14 protein-coding genes are annotated in these 18,260 nt (G+C 61.8%); 12 read left to right on the top strand and 2 right to left on the bottom strand.

Translation table 11 applies throughout. The features are described from left to right. Positions 1–16: 16 nt before the first annotated feature. The 9 genes from ACOYXI_RS02715 (at position 17) to ACOYXI_RS02675 (ending at position 10,084) form a co-directional block, all read left to right on the top strand. Positions 17–940, top strand: a complete 924-nt coding sequence (locus ACOYXI_RS02715) for a LysR substrate-binding domain-containing protein (protein ID WP_282413196.1) — start codon at positions 17–19, stop codon at positions 938–940. A 510-nt stretch (positions 941–1,450) separates the two neighbouring features. Then, complete coding sequence (locus ACOYXI_RS02710) at positions 1,451–2,380, top strand: amidohydrolase family protein (RefSeq protein ID WP_007965237.1); 930 nt, start codon at positions 1,451–1,453, stop codon at positions 2,378–2,380. 4 nt (positions 2,381–2,384) lie between these two features. Then, positions 2,385–3,290 (top strand): amidohydrolase family protein, encoded by a 906-nt coding sequence (locus tag ACOYXI_RS02705; protein ID WP_003224037.1) that lies wholly within the window; start codon positions 2,385–2,387, stop codon positions 3,288–3,290. Positions 3,291–3,532: 242 nt separating this feature from the next. Continuing rightward, positions 3,533–4,918, top strand: a complete 1,386-nt coding sequence (locus ACOYXI_RS02700) for a UbiD family decarboxylase (protein ID WP_461674262.1) — start codon at positions 3,533–3,535, stop codon at positions 4,916–4,918. Positions 4,919–4,929: 11 nt separating this feature from the next. Further along, complete coding sequence (locus tag ACOYXI_RS02695) at positions 4,930–5,544, top strand: UbiX family flavin prenyltransferase (RefSeq protein WP_461675535.1); 615 nt, start codon at positions 4,930–4,932, stop codon at positions 5,542–5,544. 66 nt (positions 5,545–5,610) lie between these two features. Further along, complete coding sequence (locus tag ACOYXI_RS02690) at positions 5,611–6,651, top strand: CobW family GTP-binding protein (protein ID WP_210557772.1); 1,041 nt, start codon at positions 5,611–5,613, stop codon at positions 6,649–6,651. Positions 6,652–6,894: 243 nt separating this feature from the next. Further along, positions 6,895–8,250, top strand: coding sequence for a nucleobase:cation symporter-2 family protein (locus tag ACOYXI_RS02685; RefSeq protein ID WP_139055946.1), 1,356 nt, complete (start codon positions 6,895–6,897; stop codon positions 8,248–8,250). Between the two features lie 13 nt (positions 8,251–8,263). Beyond that, positions 8,264–9,652 carry an amidohydrolase family protein gene (locus ACOYXI_RS02680; protein WP_461674261.1) on the top strand — a complete coding sequence of 463 codons (1,389 nt, stop codon included), beginning with the start codon at positions 8,264–8,266 and terminating at the stop codon, positions 9,650–9,652. A 222-nt stretch (positions 9,653–9,874) separates the two neighbouring features. Further along, entirely contained in the window at positions 9,875–10,084 is a 210-nt protein-coding gene (locus ACOYXI_RS02675; protein WP_003224027.1) for a hypothetical protein, read from the top strand. 130 nt (positions 10,085–10,214) lie between these two features. Here ACOYXI_RS02675 and ACOYXI_RS02670 read toward each other — a convergent pair whose 3' ends face one another. Both ACOYXI_RS02670 and ACOYXI_RS02665 read right to left on the bottom strand, forming a co-directional pair. Beyond that, positions 10,215–11,498 (bottom strand): Zn-dependent hydrolase, encoded by a 1,284-nt coding sequence (locus ACOYXI_RS02670; RefSeq protein WP_134786073.1) that lies wholly within the window; start codon positions 11,496–11,498, stop codon positions 10,215–10,217. A gap of 144 nt (positions 11,499–11,642) precedes the next feature. Continuing rightward, the gene (locus ACOYXI_RS02665; protein WP_134786072.1) at positions 11,643–13,127 is read right to left on the bottom strand and encodes an NCS1 family nucleobase:cation symporter-1; all 1,485 of its coding nucleotides are present in this window, start codon (positions 13,125–13,127) and stop codon (positions 11,643–11,645) included. 623 nt (positions 13,128–13,750) lie between these two features. Here ACOYXI_RS02665 and hydA point away from each other — a divergent pair. The 3 genes from hydA (at position 13,751) to preA (ending at position 17,992) form a co-directional block, all read left to right on the top strand. Further along, on the top strand, positions 13,751–15,190 hold the full coding sequence (hydA, locus tag ACOYXI_RS02660) for a dihydropyrimidinase (RefSeq protein WP_202370759.1): 1,440 nt from the start codon (positions 13,751–13,753) through the stop codon (positions 15,188–15,190). Between the two features lie 159 nt (positions 15,191–15,349). Beyond that, positions 15,350–16,717 (top strand): NAD(P)-dependent oxidoreductase, encoded by a 1,368-nt coding sequence (locus ACOYXI_RS02655; protein WP_461674260.1) that lies wholly within the window; start codon positions 15,350–15,352, stop codon positions 16,715–16,717. After that, positions 16,718–17,992 (top strand): NAD-dependent dihydropyrimidine dehydrogenase subunit PreA, encoded by a 1,275-nt coding sequence (preA, locus tag ACOYXI_RS02650; protein ID WP_007965265.1) that lies wholly within the window; start codon positions 16,718–16,720, stop codon positions 17,990–17,992. It abuts the gene before it with no gap. Positions 17,993–18,260 lie beyond the last annotated feature (268 nt).

The raw sequence follows: 18,260 nt of genomic DNA, 5'->3' as shown, positions 1-18,260 counted from the left end.
AAGCAGGACTAACAACATGTACAAGCGATACCCGTCGGTGCAGTCCATGAGCGCGTTCATCCAAGCGGCGCGCAGCGGCAGTTTCTCCAGCGCTGCGCGCAAGCTCGACCTGACGCACAGTGCGATCAGCCAGCAGATTCGCGCACTGGAAGATTTCATCGGTCAGCCGTTGTTCGTACGTGAGGGCGGCGGCAGCAACCTCACCGATGCCGGGCAGTTGTTTGCCAGCGTGCTAGCGGACGGGCTGGCGCAGATCGACCGGGCCCTGTCCTCGGTGAAAAACCGCAGCGTGGCGCAGCGCCTGACCCTGGACGTCGACAGTGAACTGGCGCAGAGCTGGCTCAATCCGCGCCTGCCGGAGTTGCTCGACGGACTGCCGGATTACGAGGTGACGCTGCTGTCGATGCCACGCAGTGATCGCAGCACGTTTGAGCGGGTCGATCTGGCGTTGCGTTACGGCTATGGCGATTGGGATGACTGCGAGATGACGCAGATCTGCGGCGACCGGGTGCTGGCGGTGGCTTCACCGGCGCTGCTTGAGCGCTATGGTTTGCAGTTGCCGCTGAGCCCGGCGCAGATTCTTGAATTGCCGCTGTTGGGCTATACGCGGCGCTCGTGGATACCGTGGCTGGATGCGGCCGGAATGCCCCCGGTAGAGCCAGCGGCGCGGGTGATTTTCGATAATGCGGCGAACCTGATTGCGGCGGCTGAAGCCGGGGTTGGTGCCGGGCTGGTGCGCGGTTTACTCGCCGCCGATGCGTTGCGCAATGGGCGGCTGGTGGCGTTGAACGAGGCGCAGATTGCTGCGCATTACAACCTGTATGCGGTTTGGCCGCATGGGCAGGCCGAGCGTGTGGCGCCGGTGGTTGAGGTCATCAAACAGTTGGCTCTGTGTACGCTTGAGAACGCTGCCCTCACCCTAGCCCTCTCCCAGAGGTAGAGGGGACCGATTGGGGAATATTGACGAATTACGCCGACGTGAAAGCTCAGCTGTGAATCCATAATCGACTGGATCTTTCAGGTCGATGTAAACCGAAAGACACCTCCGTAAGTTCCCTCTCCCAGAGGTAGAGGGGACCGATTGGGGAATATTGACGAATTACGCCGACGTGAAAGCTCAGCTGTGAATCCATAATCGACTGGATCTTTCAGGTCGATGTAAACCGAAAGACACCTCCGTAGGTTCCCTCTCCCTCCGGGAGAGGGCTAGGGTGAGGGCAAGGCTCTTGATCCAAGGCCCATATCCCAGAAGTATCACCACCCCACCCAATTAATATTGTACGAACCCTCCCCCGCCTTCCAATACTCGCCCTCAGCAACCACCCACCCGGGCCGGATGCGAACAGGCGAGGGAATGCGCGAGTGCTGCGCATAGAAATGGCCGATAGCCCGGGGCGTGGATGCCGAGAGCCGCAAGGCTCCCTTCCCCGCTATCAGGAGATCGACTTCAATGATCATCGATATCAGCTGCTATCCCACGGATCTCGTGGACCTCGCCTGGAGGCATGACGGTGACCCGTTCACCGGCGAGCGTTTGCTGGAGATGATGGATGGCCCGTACATGGTCAACGGCAAACCTCGCCGGATCGACAAAGCCTTCATCCAGCCGCCGCAGGGCAACACCATTTACACCTGGACCGACGGCGAACTCTCGGGCCGCGAATCCATCGACGCCTACATGGCCTACACCCTGAAAATGGTGCAGACCTACCCCGATCGTTTCATCGGCTGCTTCGTCTACAACCCGCGCTGCGGCGTGGAAAACGGCGTCGAGGCGATCGAGCGCTACGTCAAGGAGCACGGTTTCAAGATGGTGCAGATGCAGGCCAATATGCACGCCTACCGGCCTGATCGTGCACTGGACTGGGTGCGCCCGTGCTTCGAGAAATGCGCCGAACTGGGCATCCCGGTCAAGCTGCACACTGGCGACGGGCCGTACAGCATCCCGTCGGAATGGGTGCCGATGATCAAGGAATTCCCCAACGTGAATTTCATCATGGCCCACTTCGGCGTGCAGACCGGCGGGGTCTACGTGTTCGAACCGATGCAATGGGCGATGGAGCTGCCCAACGTCTATTGCGAATCGGGCTGGTGCCTACAATCGCGGATCGTCGAGTTCGCCAAGGTCTTGCCAACGCACAAGATCCTGTTCGGCACCGACACCCCGCCGAACGAACCGGGCATGTGGCTGCGCCTGCTCGAAGTGTTGTGCCACGAGCCGCCGCAAGGCCTGAACCTCGACGAAGACACCCTCGAGGAATACCTGGGCAACAACACCGCGCGGATGATCGGCCTCGAACCGACCCCGCCGCCGCGTTCCGTTTCCGAAGCAGAGGCGCAACTCAAGCGCCCCGTCACCACGCAACTGGCCAGGAGCTGAACCGATGATCATCGACACCCATCTGCACCCCACCAATCTGGTCGACGAGGCCTGGCGCCACACCGGCGAACCGTTCACCGGCGAGCGCATGCTCAAACTGATGGACGGCCCGTACATGATCAACGGCAAACCGCGCCGCATCGACATGGGTTTCATCCAGCCGCCACCGGGCAACACCGGTTATCGCGACGGTAACCGCCGGGGCCGCGAGGGCGTGCGCGACTACATGTCGTATGTCGCCGAACTCTGTGTGAAGTACCCGGATCGCTTCATCGGCAACTTCAACTTCAACCCGCGCTGGGGACCGGAAAACGGTGCGGCGGAGCTGGAATTCCACATCAAGGAATACGGTTTCAAGATGCTCAAGCTGCACGCCAACATGCACGGCTATCGCCCGGACCGGGCGCTGGACTGGTTGCGCCCGGCAATGAAAGTCTGCGCCAAGTACAACATCGTGGTGCTGATCCATACCGGCGACGGCCCGTACACCATTCCGACGATGTTCTACCCGATCATCCGTGAGTTCCCGATGGTCAATTTCATCATCGGCCACTTCGGCATCCAGACCGGCGGCAACTACTCGTTCGAGGCGTTCTGGATGGCGATGGACACGCCGAACGTGTACTGCGAATCGGGTTGGTGCTTCCAGTCGCGGATCGTCGAGTTCGCCAAGGAACTGCCGCGCAACAAGATCGTGTTCGGCACCGACTCGCCGCCGAACGAACCGGGCATGTGGCTGCGCGAACTGGAGGTGTTGTGCTCACCGGCGCCGCAAGGTCTTGGCATCGATGAGGATCATCTGGAGGACTACCTGGGCAACAACATCGCCCGGTTGTGCGGGATCGAACCGACGCCACCGCCGAAGGATCTGGTTGAGGCGGATATACGCCTGACCACCACGTACTTGTAGCCACACACAATCCATGTGGGAGCGGGCTTGCTCGCGAAAGCGGTGCTTCATTCAACAATGAAGGTGGCTGATCCACCGCATTCGCGAGCAAGCCCGCTCCCACATTGGGGCCGTGTTACGACAGTTACACAGCGACTTTACAGGCACGAAGATGACCCGGCGTTCCCTCGACCGGCAGGCCAACGGCTGCTCGATCGAACGCCCTCTCACCCCTGCGTGCCTGCTTTTTACGAGGTGAAACCATGACCCGTTCGACGCTCGGCGATTCTCAGGATTTTCACGTGTTCATCGACGCCTATCGCCGTGAGTACCCGGACGATGTGCTGACCATCACCCAACCCGTTTCTGCCGATCAGGACATCACCGCCCTGGTCGATGCCCTCGCCACACAGGGCCGCGATCCATTGCTGATCTGCGACAACGTCGGCGGCCTCAAGGTACCGGTGGCAACTAACCTGTTCGCCTCCCGCACCCGCATTGCCCGGTTGTTCGATGTCACCCCGGCACAACTGCACGAAACCTTCCAGCGCCGCGCCAACCAGCCCATCGCCCCGCGCTACGTGGAAAGCGGCCCCGTGCTTGATGAAGTGTTCGAAGGCGAAGCCGTAGATCTGGCGCTGCTGCCGATGCTCAAGCATTTCGACAGCGATCGCGGGCCGTACATCACCAACGCGATCATCATCGCCGAGGACCCGCTGACCGGCATCGCCAACATGAGCTACCACCGCTCGATGCGCCACGCGCGCCAGTCCCTGGCGACCAGCCTGCACTCGCGCGGACACCTGTGGCGGATGCTGCAGACCGCCCGTGAGCGCGGCGAAGAATTGCGCGTGGCAATGGTGGTCGGCGCACATCCGCTGTTCATGCTCGCGGCGGCAGCGCGTTTGCCGTATGGCGCCGATGAGCGCGCTGTCGCTGGCGGGTTGTTCGGCGCACCGCTGGAACTGGTCAAGACCCCGCGCTATGGCATCGGCGTCCCGGCATACGCCGAGTTCGTCCTCGAAGGCGCCATCGACCCGACGGCCTACGCCGAGGAAGGCCCGTTCGGCGAGTTCAGCGGTTACTCCTCGGATCGCTCGACCAACAACGTGCTGCGCGTCGACACCCTGTTGCGGCGCAGGGACGCCTGGCTGGTGGACGTGATGGGCGGCCGCTACGCCGAGCATCTGACCCTCGCCCGGCTGCCGCGCGAAGCGGAAATGAGCGAGAAGCTCAAGGCGCGTTTCCCCGCCGTCACCGCCGTGCATTACCCGAACTCCGGCACCCACTTTCATTGCTACGTGGCACTGGATCAGAGCCGCGACGGTGAGGCGCGGCAGATCATGCTGGCCCTGCTCGGCTGGGATCCGTATCTGAAAAACGTGATCGCGGTGGACAGCGATATCGATATCACCGACGACAGCCAGGTGTTGTGGGCGCTGGCCACGCATTTCCAGCCGCATCTGGATCTGTTCATGATCGACGGCTTGCCCGGCAGCCCGCTGGATCCGTCGTCATCGGTCAACGGCACCACTTCGCGCATGGGCCTGGACGCCACCCGTGGCTCGGGCTTCGACGGGATCAAGGCGCAGCTCGATCAGGACGTGCTCGAACGTGCCCGGCAATTGCTCAAGGGTCTGGCATCGTGAACCGTCAGCGGATGGTGGTCGGCATCAGCGGCGCGTCCGGCTTCATCTACGGCGTGCGCCTGCTGCAATTGCTCGTCGAACTGGACATCGAAAGCCACCTGATCATCAGCCGCGCCGCGCTGCTGACCATGGCCCACGAAACCGACTACAAACTGGCCGAGGTCACTGCGCTCGCCAGCCACTACCACCGCGCCGATGACGTCGCCGCCGGGATTGCCAGCGGTTCCTTTCGCTGCTTGGGCATGGTGGTCGCGCCGTGTTCGATGCGCACCCTGGCGGAGATCGCCACAGGCACTTCGTCCGGGCTGATCGGCCGCGCCGCCGACGTCACCCTCAAGGAACGCCGCACCCTGGTGCTGATGGCCCGCGAAACCCCGCTGACCCTCGCCCACCTGCGCAACATGACTGCCGTGACCGAGATGGGCGGAATCATCGCCCCGCCGGTGCCGGCGTTCTACGCCCGGCCCGAAAGCCTGGCGCAGATGGTCGATCACAGCCTCGGCAGAGTGCTCGACCTGTTCGGCCTCGATGCCGGCGTTGCCACCCGCTGGAAAGAACACCGAGAACCCTGTGGGAGCGGGCTTGCTCGCGAATGCGGTGGGTCATTCAACAATGATGGTGGCTGAACCACCGCATTCGCGAGCAAGCCCGCTCCCACCCAAAGCAAATCCGCGTCCATCAAGGAGCTGCATATGAACACCCCCTTCAACGCCCCAACCCCCAACACCAAAATCCCCGTGACCATCCTCACCGGCTTCCTCGGTGCCGGCAAAACCACCCTGCTCAACTACATCCTCAAGGAAAACCACGGGCGCAAGATTGCCGTAATCGAAAACGAGTTCGGCGAGGTCGGCATCGACGGCGATCTGGTGCTCAGCTCGGAGACCGAAGAGATCTACGAAATGGTCAACGGCTGCGTGTGTTGTACCGCCGAGGTTCGTGAGGACCTGGTGCGCATCGTCCGCGAGCTGGTGGCGCGCCCGGTGCGCCTCGATCACATCCTCATCGAGACCAGCGGCCTCGCCGATCCGTACCCGGTGGCGCAGAGCTTTTTCATCAATGACCCCATTGCCGAAGAAGTCGAACTCGACGCGATCGTGACCATGGTCGACGCCAGGCACATCGCCCAGCACCTGGAGGATCTGCAACTGGATGGCGTCGACAATCAGGCGGTGGATCAGATCGTCTGCGCCGACCGCATCGTCATCAACAAGGTCGATCTGGTCAGCCCTGAAGAGGTGGACATTCTGCGCGGCAAGATCCGTGGTTTGAACGCCACCGCAGATCTGGTGACCTCCACCCACGCGCAGATCGACCTGACGAAAATCCTCGGCATCGGTGCGTTCGAGTGCACGCAGAAGCTTATGGAAATCGGCGCGGAACCTGAGCATCACGACCATGACCACCACCATGAATCAGAAGACCACGAACACGATCCGAGCGTGTCATCGGTGGGCATCGCCGTCGACGGCGCGGTCAATCTGATGGCGTTCCACCGCTGGATCAGCGAGCTGCGCTCGTCCCAGGCCGACAACCTCTATCGCATGAAAGGCGTGCTCGCCGTGGCCAACGAAGACCAGCGCTACGTGCTGCAAGGCGTGCACAGCCTGGTGGAATTCCGCGCCTCGACCGCCTGGGGCACGGAGCCCCGTTCGAGCAAGATCGTGTTCATCGGCCGCGACCTGGACCGCGCGGCGCTGAACCAGGGCTTTGCCGCCTGCCTGGCAGGCTGAACAAGGCATCGGAGCCGGTGGATGGCGGCTTCGCAGCACGAATGACTGATGTTCTTTCGCCTGGCGCAGAACATGTGGGAGCGGGCTTGCTCGCGAATGCGGTGGGTCATTGCACAGTGATGTCGACTGACACAACGCTTTCGCGAGCAAGCCCGCTCCCACAGGGTTACACCGTGTTCTGGCGCTACGCGGCATCAGACGAATACCCCTCTCTACCGCATAAAAACAGCCAGAGGTGATTCCATGTCGTCAGCCACTCCTTCCTCCACCGTGCACCCCGTCGACCGCGTTTTGCCGGTGCGACAGATGCTCACCCTCGGCCTGCAACACATGGCCGTCTCGTACATCGGCGCCATCGCCGTGCCGTTGATCGTCGCCAGTGCCCTGAAGATGTCCCACGCCGATACCGTGGTGCTGATCAGCACCACGCTGTTCTGCTCCGGCATCGCCACCCTTTTGCAAACCGTCGGCTTCTGGAAGTTCGGTGTACGCCTGCCGATCCTGCAAGGCGTGGCGTTCAGCAGCGTCGGTCCGGTGATTGCCATCGGCAGCAACCCCGACGTGGGGTTTGCGGGAGTCTGCGGCGCGGTGATCGGCGCCGGGATTTTCACCCTGCTGATGGCGCCGTTCGTGGGCCGATTGCGGCGGTTTTTCCCGCCGGTGGTCACCGGCTGCATCGTCACGGTGATTGGTTTGCAGCTGTTCCCGATCGCCTATGAATGGGTCGGTGGCGGACGCAACGCGAGCAACTTCGGCGCCCCGGCATTTCTCGCGGTGGCGGTGGTGGTGCTGCTGACCATTCTGCTGGTCAATCGCTATGGCAGTCCGCTGCTGCGCAACATGGCGGTGCTGGTGGGCATGCTGGTCGGCGCCGGTCTGGCCTACGGTCTGGGCATGGGCAATTTCCACAGCGTCGAAGAGGCGCCCTGGCTGACCTTGCCCTACCCGTTCTACTTCGGCTTGCCGACTTTCAGCCTGATCCCCATCGCGACCATGGTGGTGGTGATGATCGTGCAGATGGTCGAGTCGATGGGGCTGTTCGTGGCCATCGGCGACATCGTCGACAAACCGGTGGAAGACCAGCAAGTGATCAACGGCCTGCGCGCCAATGGCCTGGCCAGCACCATCGCCGGGATGTTCGCCGCGTTCCCGTTTATCGCCTTCATGGAAAACGTCGGCCTGGTGATCCTGACCGGCGTGCGCAGCCGTTGGGTGGTCGCCGTCAGTGGCCTGTTGATGTGTTCGATTGCGCTGGTGCCCAAGGCCGGGGCGATCATCGCGTCGATGCCGACCGCGGCGTTGGGCGGCGCCGGTATCGCGATGTTCGGCGTGGTCGCGGCGGCGGGGATTCAGACCCTGGCCAAGGTCGATTACGAGCGCAATCGCTACAACGTATTGATCGTCGGTTTCACCATCGCCGCCGCGCTGGTACCGGTGCTCGCCCCGACCCTGTTCAAACAAATGCCCGAGTGGTCACAGCCGTTCCTGCACAGCAGCGTGGTCATCGCCTGCCTGGTGTCGGTGCTGCTCAACGCGGCGCTCAACGGCGTCAGCGTGCCAGACACCACACCCGGCAAATCCGCCTCGCACATTCTCTGACTGGAGCCTGCCCATGATTCAACTTCAAAACATCCTGATCAAAAACCCGCTGGCGGTGATGACCGGCCTGCGCGGCCCGCGAGCCCGGGCCGGTGCGGTGGACATTCGCGTGGTCAACGGCCGCATCGCCGAAATGGCCGCCGACCTTCAAGCGCAACCCGGCGAGCGCGTGATCGATGCACGCAACTGCGTGGTCTATCCGGGCTGGATCAACACCCACCATCACCTGTTCCAGAACCTGCTCAAAGCCGTGCCCGAAGGTTTGAATCAGGATCTGCAAGGCTGGCTGGCGAGCGTGCCCTACCCAAGGTTGAACCGCTTTACCCCGCAACTGGCGCGGATCGCCGCTCGGCTGGGCATGGTCGAATTGCTGTTGTCCGGGGTGACGACCTGCGCCGATCATCATTATCTCTACCACGCCCACGGCAGCACCGAGACCGGGGACCTGCTGTTCGATCTGGCCGATGAGTTCGGCCTGCGCTTTGTGCTGTGTCGCGGTGGCGCGCTGGAATCCGCCAGCGCGCACCCGGGTTTCTCGAAAACCGCGCTGCAACCGGAAAGCCTCGAACAAATGGTCGGCGATATCGAGCGACTGAAATCGCTGTATCACCAGGACACCCCGGATGCCCTGCGCCGGGTGGTCGTCGCGCCAACCACACCGACCTTTTCGCTGCCGCCGACCCTGCTGCGCGAACTGGCGCACACCGCGCGCGGCCTCGGTTTGCGCCTGCACACGCACCTGTCGGAAACGCAGAACTACGTGAATTTCTGCCGCGAGAAATACAACTGCCTGCCGGTGGAGTTCGTCGCCGAACACGAATGGCTCGGCCCCGACGTCTGGTTCGCCCACGCCGTGCACCTGCAACCCGGCGAAATCCGCATGCTCGCCCAGACCGGTACCGGCATCTCGCATTGCCCGGTGAGCAACGCGCGCCTGGGCAGCGGCGTCGCGCCGGTTCCGCAAATGTATGAGGCCGGCGTACCGATCTCCCTCGGCGTCGACGGCGTCGCGTCCAACGAATCCGGAAGCATGGTCGGCGAAGCCAACACCGCATGGCTGATCCATCGCGCCGAACAAGGCGCCTCGGCGACCACTGCCGAAGACGTGATCCACTGGGGCACGGCGGGCGGCGCGCAGGTATTGGGACTGGGCGCGGTCGGTACGCTGGAAATCGGGCAAGCGGCGGATCTGGTGATCTACAGCCTTGATCACCCACGCTTCTTCGGTTTCCACGACAGTGCGGTTGCACCGGTGGTCGCGGGAGAACCGATCACGGTGAAGTACAGCCTGGTGGGCGGCCGGATCGTGGTCGATAACGGCGTGATTCCGGGGCTGGATATCGAACGGATGCGCGCCGAGGCATGGGAAGGTGTGCAGGCGATGATGAATATCGAGGATTGACCGCGGATCCACATGCAATGCAAAACCTGTAGGAGTGAGCCTGCTCGCGATAGCGGTGTGTCAGCTGACATTTGCGCTACTGACACACCGCTATCGCGAGCAGGCTCACTCCTACAGGGAACAACGCCACATTCGCGGACCCGGGGATTCTCGACTAAGGTTACCCCCTCATCGGATTGAGCCCCTGCCAGATCCACCGGGCTCTTGATCAAGGAGAGACTGATGACGTCGCGTCGCAACATCGAACAGACTTATCGCACCTGGTCCAGCCCGATTCTGCTGGAGCTGAAAAAGCGCGAACACCAAATGGCGCCGGTCGAGCGTCAGGCGCTGGAGAATGTTTTGGTCGAACGACGGTTGCTGGATGTCGGCAACCCCAACGGCCCCGACCGACGCCAGGGCACAGCGGGCAAGAATGACCGGCCCGGCTGATCACTTTACTCAACTGAACAAAAACCTGTGGGAGCTGGCTTGCCAGCGATGACGGACTTTCAGTTAATCCAGTGTCGACTGGTCCACCGCCATCGCTGGCGAGCCAGCTCCCACAGGTCACGCCGCGTTTTCAGGCCGCGCGCTGCCCCTCCGCCACCATCGCCGAAGCCGCCAGCATCGCCCGCAACAACACCGCACACCCGGCCGCCAGATCTTCCGGCGCGGCATTCTCGATTTCGTTGTGGCTGATCCCGCCTTCGCACGGTACGAAAATCATCCCCGCAGGACCGAGTTCGGCGAGGAAGATCGCGTCATGCCCGGCGCCGCTGACGATGTCCATGTGCGACAGGCCAAGGCCTTTTGCCGCGCCGCGTACCGCCTCGACGCAGCCCTTTTCGAAGTACAGCGGCGGAAAGTCTGCAGTCGGGGTCAGCTCATAGGTCAGGCCGTGTTCCTCGCAGGTGGCGTCGATGACCTGCTTCACCTCGGCGATCATTGAGTCCAGCCGCTCCGGTTGCAGATGCCGGAAGTCGAGGGTCATGCGCACTTCGCCGGGGATGACGTTGCGCGAGCCGGGGTAGGCTTGCAGGCAACCGACCGTGCCGCAGGCGTGGGGTTGATGGCCGAGGGCGGCGCGGTTGACCGCACCAACGATGACCGAGGCGCCGACCAGCGCGTCCTTGCGCAGGTGCATCGGCGTTGGCCCGGCGTGGGCTTCTACGCCGCGCAGTTTCAGGTCGAACCACTTCTGCCCGAGAGCGCCGAGTACCACGCCGATGGTTTTCTGTTCGTCTTCGAGGATCGGGCCTTGCTCGATGTGTGCCTCGAAATAGGCACCGACCTTATGTCCGCTGACCTTGCGTGACCCGGCATAGCCGATGGCATTCAGGGCTTGGCCGACGGTGACGCCGTCGGCATCGACCTTGGCCAGAGTTTCTTCAAGGGTGAATTTCTCGGCGAACACGCCGGAACCCATCATGCACGGAGCAAAGCGCGAGCCTTCTTCGTTGGTCCAGACCACCACTTCCAGCGGCGCTTCGGTTTCTACGCCGAGGTCATTGAGGGTGCGCAGCACTTCGACGCCGGCGAGCACGCCGAAACAGCCGTCGAACTTGCCGCCGGTGGGCTGGGTGTCGATGTGGCTGCCGGTCATCACCGGCGGCAGGTTCGGATTGCGCCCGGGACGGCGGGCGAAGATGTTGCCGACTTCATCCACCGTGACGCTGCACCCGGCGTCCTTGCACCACTGCACGAACAGGTCACGAGCCTGACGGTCGAGGTCGGTCAGGGCCAGACGACAGACCCCGCCCTTGACCGTGGCACCGAGCTTGGCCAGTTCCATGAGCGAGGCCCAGAGGCGGTCGCGGTTGATGTGCTGATGGGTGGATTGCAGAACGTCTACGGCTGCGTTCATGTTGATCTCCTCAGGCAGTTTTTTTATGAGTTTCTACAGGCAGTTCTTGTGTGTATTTGAGGCCGTCTTCGCGAGCAAGCCCGCTCCCACATTTGGAATGCGTTCACCCTGTGGGAGCGGGCTTGCTCGCGAAGGGGCCATTCCTCACACCGAAGATTTCACAACAGAGGGGCTGCTTCGCATCGAACACAACCCGTAATAAATCACCCCACCCAGCGCCGAACCGGTAAACCAGCCGTAGCTGTAAAACCAACTGAACGCATCGCTGCCCAGCGACAGCAAGGTCAGCACCACCGGCACGCCAAATGCGGTAAACCCGGCCCAGTTCCACGCCGGATACACGTCGTCGCGATAAAGCCCGGCCAGGTCCAGCTGCTGTTTCTTGATCAGGAAATAGTCCACCACCATGATCCCGGCAATCGGTCCGAGCAGGCTCGAATAGCCCAGCAGCCAGTTGGAATACACGGTTTCCAAGCTGACATCGGAAACGATCAGCCCGAGCTTTTTCAGCAGCTCGTGGGCCATCAGCGCCAGCCCGACGAAGCCGGTGAGCAACACGGCTTTGGTGCGGTTGATCACCTTGGGCGCGATGTTCTGGAAGTCGTTGGTCGGCGAGACAATGTTCGCTGCGGTATTGGTCGACAGCGTGGCGATGATGATCAGTGCCATGGCCACCGCCACCCACAGCGGGCTCTGGATATGGCCGATCAGGCTCACCGGGTCGGACACCGTCACGCCGACCAGTTTCACCGACGCGGCAGTCATCACCACACCCAGCGAAGCGAACAGGAACATGGTCAGCGGCAGACCGAAAATCTGCCCGAGGATCTGGTCCTTCTGGCTCTTGGCGTAACGGCTGAAGTCAGGAATGTTCAGCGACAGCGTGGCCCAGAAGCCGACCATCGCCGTCAGCCCGGCGGCGAAGTAACTGACCACGCTCGCGCCCTCAGGACGCTTGGGTGGAATCGCCAGCAGCTCGGTCATCGACACATTGGGCATCGCCCACATCAGCAGGCCGATGCCGACCGCCACCAGCAACGGCGCGGACAGGGTTTCAAGCCACTTGATCGACTCGGCCCCGCGGATCACCACCCACAGATTCAGCGACCAGAAGATCATGAAGCCGATCACCTCCCCTGTTCCACCGAGTGACTTCCAGCCGTCGAAGATCGAGCCGAGAAACAGGTGAATCGCCAGCCCGCCGAACATGGTCTGAATGCCGAACCAGCCACACGCCACCAGCGCACGAATCAGGCACGGCACGTTGGAACCGAGCACGCCGAACGACGAGCGCAGCAGCACCGGGAATGGAATGCCGTACTTGGTGCCGGGGAAAGCATTGAGGGTCAACGGGATCAGCACGATGACGTTGGCCAGCAGAATCGCCATCAGCGCTTCGCCGACGGTCAGGCCGAAATACGCGGTAAGTACGCCGCCGAGGGTGTAAGTCGGCACGCACACCGACATGCCGACCCACAGCGCGGTGATGTGCCATTTATTCCAGGTTCGTTCGCGCACCTTGGTCGGTGCCATGTCGTGGTTGTAACGGGGACTGTCGAGGACGTCACTGCCGGCTTCGAGTTCGAACAAGCCGTCGCGCTCGGTCACTTGCGATCTGTTCTGTTGCATGGCCGCTCCACTGTTCTTCTGATTATTTTTTTGCTCATCAGGCGGCTGCACACGGGGTGCGAGCCGGACGATGGCCGGAGGAACTGACAACTTTCGTGTACCGGCCATGGTGTCAGCGGCGGCATCAATAAACGTGCCGGGTGCCCCGCTTAACGGTAGGGCCGTGGTTCAAACACATTGCAACTTTCTGATATTGCTCGGTTTTAATTATTCACCGAAAGAGTCCGCGATAACTTGTCTGCACGCTCAGGCCAAACGTTTGCCAAGTTGTTCGAACTGTCAGGACTCAATCTGGTGCACTGCTCTTTTTTTCATCATGGGCAATCAGCCGCAGCTCAACTTCAAGCGGCTGATTTCACATAGGAAATCTTGCTCATATTTCCATCCTGTCAAGTGCGTCAAAATGGTGAACAGCCTCACCATTTTGGTGATTTAGGTTTTTTAACGTTATTTTTCATACACTTAAAACAGTCATAAGCTTATAAAAAATAATCTTGATCAATTTCAAAACTGCGACTAGCTTCTATTCCTGACAGCGCTGACAGGAATACGCCGATCAGCGTTGTACATCAATAAAACATTTAGAACCGGCACAAGTCGGTCATGCCTGCGAGGAACTCGGAATGTCTCTGTTGATCCGTGGCGCCACCGTTGTTACCCATGATGAAAGTTATCGCGCCGACGTCTATTGCGCCGACGGCGTGATCAAAGCCATTGGTCAGAACCTGGATGTTCCCGCCGGCGCCGAAGTGCTCGACGGCAGCGGCCAATACCTGATGCCCGGCGGCATCGACCCACACACTCACATGCAACTGCCTTTCATGGGCACCGTGGCCAGTGAAGACTTTTACAGCGGCACCGCTGCAGGTCTGGCCGGCGGCACCACGTCGATCATCGACTTCGTGATTCCCAATCCGCAGCAGTCGTTGATGGAAGCGTTTCATCAGTGGCGCGGCTGGGCCGAGAAGTCGGCATCGGACTACGGCTTCCACGTCGCGATCACCTGGTGGAGCGAGCAAGTGCGTGAGGAAATGGCCGAGTTGGTCAGCCATCACGGGATCAACAGCTTCAAGCATTTCATGGCCTACAAGAACGCGATCATGGCCGCCGACGACACGCTGGTGGCAAGTTTTGAACGCTGCCTGGAACTCGGCGCGGTGCCGACCGTGCATGCGGAAAACGGCGAACTGGTCTATCACCTGCAACGCAAGTTGATGGCCCAGGGCATCACCGGGCCGGAAGCGCATCCACTGTCGCGGCCATCGCAGGTGGAAGGCGAAGCGGCGAGCCGGGCGATCCGTATTGCCGAGACCATCGGCACGCCGTTGTATCTGGTGCACGTTTCCACCAAGGAAGCGCTGGACGAAATCACCTACGCCCGCAGCAAGGGTCAACCAGTGTACGGCGAAGTGCTGGCCGGGCATCTGCTGCTCGACGACAGCGTCTATCAGCACCCGGACTGGCAGACCGCCGCCGGTTACGTGATGAGCCCGCCGTTCCGCCCGCGCGGCCATCAGGAAGCGCTGTGGCACGGTCTGCAAAGCGGCAATCTGCACACCACCGCCACTGACCACTGCTGCTTCTGCGCCGAGCAAAAAGCCGCCGGACGCGACGACTTCAGCAAGATCCCCAACGGCACCGCCGGCATTGAAGACCGCATGGCGGTGCTGTGGGATGAAGGGGTCAACAGCGGACGTTTGTCGATGCAGGACTTCGTCGCCCTCACCTCCACCAACACCGCGAAAATCTTCAACCTCTACCCGCGCAAAGGCGCGATCCGCGTCGGCGCCGATGCCGACCTGGTGCTGTGGGACCCGCAAGGCACCCGCACCATCTCCGCCAAGACCCACCATCAGCAGGTGGATTTCAACATCTTCGAAGGCAAGACCGTGCGCGGCGTGCCGAGCCATACCGTCAGCCAAGGCAAAGTGGTCTGGGCCGACGGCGACCTGCGCGCCGAGCGTGGGGCCGGGCGGTATATCGAACGGCCGCCGTATCCGGCGGTGTTTGATTTGCTGAGCAAGCGGGCTGAGTTGCACAAGCCGACGGCGGTGAAACGCTGAAATCCAGGCCTTCGGCCTTCGCGAGCAAGCTCGCTCCCACAGGGTGTACGCATTCCAAAATGTGGGAGCGAGCTTGCTCGCGAAGGGGCCCGTCCAGACAACACAAAAACCACTGCCCATCAGAGGCAGAGAACCTCAATAACCGTGAGGCACAAAACCGTGATCGAGACCCTGAACCATCTCCCGCATCCGCACGAAAGCGCGGCCGCCCTCGCCGGTCATTTCACCGATCTGGCGCCACCGCTCAACGCCCGGCAGGCGCATCTGGAAGCCTCGCGCTGCCTGTATTGCTACGACGCGCCATGCGTCAACGCGTGCCCAAGCGAGATCGATATTCCGTCGTTCATCCGCAATATCCATCAGGACAACGTCCCCGGTGCGGCGCAGAAAATTCTCTCGGCGAACATCCTCGGCGGCAGTTGCGCCCGGGTCTGTCCGACGGAAATCCTTTGTCAGCAAGCCTGCGTGCGCAACAACGCCCAGGAATGCGCGCCAGTGCTGATCGGCCTGTTGCAACGCTACGCCGTGGACAATGCGAATTTCACCGAGCACCCGTTCCAGCGTGCGGCCAGCACCGGCAAGCGCATCGCCGTGGTCGGCGCCGGGCCAGCGGGTTTGTCCTGCGCCCACCGCAGTGCGATGCACGGGCATGACGTGGTGATTTTCGAAGCACGGGAGAAGGCTGGCGGCCTCAATGAATACGGGATCGCCAAGTACAAACTGGTCGATGACTATGCGCAGAAAGAGCTGGATTTTCTCCTGCAGATCGGCGGCATCGAAATCCGTCACGGACAGAAACTCGGCGAGAATCTGACCCTCAGCGAGCTGCATCAGCAGTTCGACGCGGTGTTCCTCGGCCTCGGCCTCAACGCCAGCAAACAGCTCGGTCTGGCCCACGAAGGCGCGCCCGGCCTGCTCGCCGCCACCGACTACATCCGCGAGCTGCGCCAGGCCGATGACCTGACGCAACTGCCACTGGCCGAACGCTGCATCGTCCTTGGCGCCGGCAACACCGCGATCGACATGGCCGTGCAAATGGCCCGCCTCGGAGCGCGTGACGTGAATCTGGTATATCGCCGGGGCGCGGCGGACATGGGCGCCACCGGTCACGAACAAGACATCGCCAAAGCCAATCAGGTGCGCCTGCTGACCTGGGCACAACCGGAGGAAGTGCTGCTCGACGCGCAAGGCAAGGTGCGCGGCATGCGTTTCGCCCGTACACAACTGGTCGACGGTCGCCTGCAAACCACTGGCGAGACCTTCGAACTGGCCGCCGACGCGATCTTCAAAGCCATCGGTCAGGCCTTCGACAGCAGCGCCCTCGCCGACCCGCTGGCCCGTGAACTCAAGCGTCAGGGCGAACGGATTCAGGTCGATGACAACCTGCGCACCAGCATTCCCGGCGTGTATGCCGGCGGCGACTGCACCAGCCTCGATCAGGACCTCACCGTGCAAGCGGTGCAGCATGGCAAACTCGCCGCCGAGGCGATCAACGCGCAACTGATGCTCAACGTGGAGGCTGCGTAAATGGCCGATCTCTCGATAGTCTTCGCCGGTATCAAAGCCCCCAATCCGTTCTGGCTGGCCTCCGCGCCACCGACCGACAAGGCCTACAACGTGGTCCGCGCCTTCGAGGCCGGCTGGGGTGGCGTGGTCTGGAAAACCCTCGGCGAGGACCCGGCAGCGGTCAACGTATCGTCGCGCTACTCGGCGCACTACGGCAACAACCGCGAGGTGCTGGGCATCAACAACATCGAACTGATCACCGACCGCTCGCTGGAAATCAACCTGCGCGAGATCACACAGGTCAAGAAGGACTGGCCGGACCGTGCGCTGATCGTCTCGCTGATGGTGCCGTGCGTCGAGGAATCGTGGAAACACATCCTGCCGCTGGTGGAAGCCACCGGTGCCGACGGCATCGAGCTGAATTTCGGTTGCCCGCACGGCATGCCCGAACGCGGCATGGGCGCAGCGGTGGGTCAGGTGCCGGAGTACGTCGAGCAGGTGACGCGCTGGTGCAAGACCTATTGCTCGCTACCGGTGATCGTCAAGCTGACACCGAACATCACCGACATCCGTGTCGCCGCCCGCGCTGCGCATCGCGGGGGCGCCGATGCGGTGTCGCTGATCAACACCATCAACTCGATCACCAGCGTCGACCTGGAACACATGGTCGCCCTGCCCACCGTCGGCAGCAAGAGCACCCACGGCGGTTACTGCGGCTCGGCCGTCAAACCGATCGCGCTGAACATGGTCGCCGAAATCGCCCGTGATCCACAGACCCAGGGCCTGCCGATCTGCGGCATTGGTGGCATCGGCAGTTGGCGTGACGCGGCGGAGTTCATGGCGTTGGGCAGCGGCGCGGTGCAGGTGTGCACGGCGGCGATGCTCCACGGTTTCCGGATTGTCGAGGAGATGAAGGACGGTCTGTCGCGCTGGATGGACAGCCAAGGCTACGCCAACATCGCCGAGTTCTCCGGGCGCGCAGTGGGCAATACCACCGACTGGAAGTACCTCGACATCAACTACCAGGTGATCGCCAAGATCGACCAGGACGCGTGCATCGGTTGCGGGCGTTGCCACATTGCTTGCGAAGACACTTCACACCAGGCGATCAGCAGCTTGAAACAGGCTGACGGCACGCATAAATATGAAGTGATCGATGAGGAGTGTGTGGGTTGTAACTTGTGCCAGATCACTTGTCCGGTGGCGGACTGTATCGAGATGGTGCCGATGGAAACCGGCAAGCCGTTTCTGGACTGGAATCATGATCCGAGGAATCCTTACCACGTTGCCGTCTAGATCGCCGGCTGATCCAACAGCCCCCTCACCCTAACCCTCTCCCAAAGGGAGAGGGGACTGATTGGGGGATATTTCAGAAATCCACCGACTTGAGCGATTTACTTTGAATCCATAATCGATACATGCACAGGCACGGACGGCTTTGAATCCATAATCGATGCATGCACAGGCACGGACGGCTTTGAATCCATAATCGATGCATGCACAGGCACGGACGGCTTTGAATCCAAAATCGATGCATGCACAGGCACGGACGGCTTTTTGAGTC

Source organism: Pseudomonas sp. G3-19, assembly GCF_054855875.1.
The sequence above is the reverse complement of the archived record's forward strand: the minus strand, read 5'-3'. Positions and strand labels throughout refer to the sequence as shown.

Bases quoted from the DNA above. Each gene is read 5' to 3' on its own strand.
- hydA (WP_202370759.1), top strand. From the start codon at position 13,751: ATGTCTCTGTTGATCCGTGGCGCCACCGTTGTTACCCATGATGAAAGT.
- ACOYXI_RS02690 (WP_210557772.1), top strand. From the start codon at position 5,611: ATGAACACCCCCTTCAACGCCCCAACCCCCAACACCAAAATCCCCGTG.
- ACOYXI_RS02710 (WP_007965237.1), top strand. From the start codon at position 1,451: ATGATCATCGATATCAGCTGCTATCCCACGGATCTCGTGGACCTCGCC.
- ACOYXI_RS02675 (WP_003224027.1), top strand. From the start codon at position 9,875: ATGACGTCGCGTCGCAACATCGAACAGACTTATCGCACCTGGTCCAGC.
- ACOYXI_RS02700 (WP_461674262.1), top strand. From the start codon at position 3,533: ATGACCCGTTCGACGCTCGGCGATTCTCAGGATTTTCACGTGTTCATC.
- ACOYXI_RS02705 (WP_003224037.1), top strand. From the start codon at position 2,385: ATGATCATCGACACCCATCTGCACCCCACCAATCTGGTCGACGAGGCC.
- ACOYXI_RS02685 (WP_139055946.1), top strand. From the start codon at position 6,895: ATGTCGTCAGCCACTCCTTCCTCCACCGTGCACCCCGTCGACCGCGTT.
- ACOYXI_RS02665 (WP_134786072.1), bottom strand. From the start codon at position 13,127: ATGCAACAGAACAGATCGCAAGTGACCGAGCGCGACGGCTTGTTCGAA.
- ACOYXI_RS02695 (WP_461675535.1), top strand. From the start codon at position 4,930: ATGGTGGTCGGCATCAGCGGCGCGTCCGGCTTCATCTACGGCGTGCGC.
- ACOYXI_RS02715 (WP_282413196.1), top strand. From the start codon at position 17: ATGTACAAGCGATACCCGTCGGTGCAGTCCATGAGCGCGTTCATCCAA.
- ACOYXI_RS02670 (WP_134786073.1), bottom strand. From the start codon at position 11,498: ATGAACGCAGCCGTAGACGTTCTGCAATCCACCCATCAGCACATCAAC.
- preA (WP_007965265.1), top strand. From the start codon at position 16,718: ATGGCCGATCTCTCGATAGTCTTCGCCGGTATCAAAGCCCCCAATCCG.
- ACOYXI_RS02680 (WP_461674261.1), top strand. From the start codon at position 8,264: ATGATTCAACTTCAAAACATCCTGATCAAAAACCCGCTGGCGGTGATG.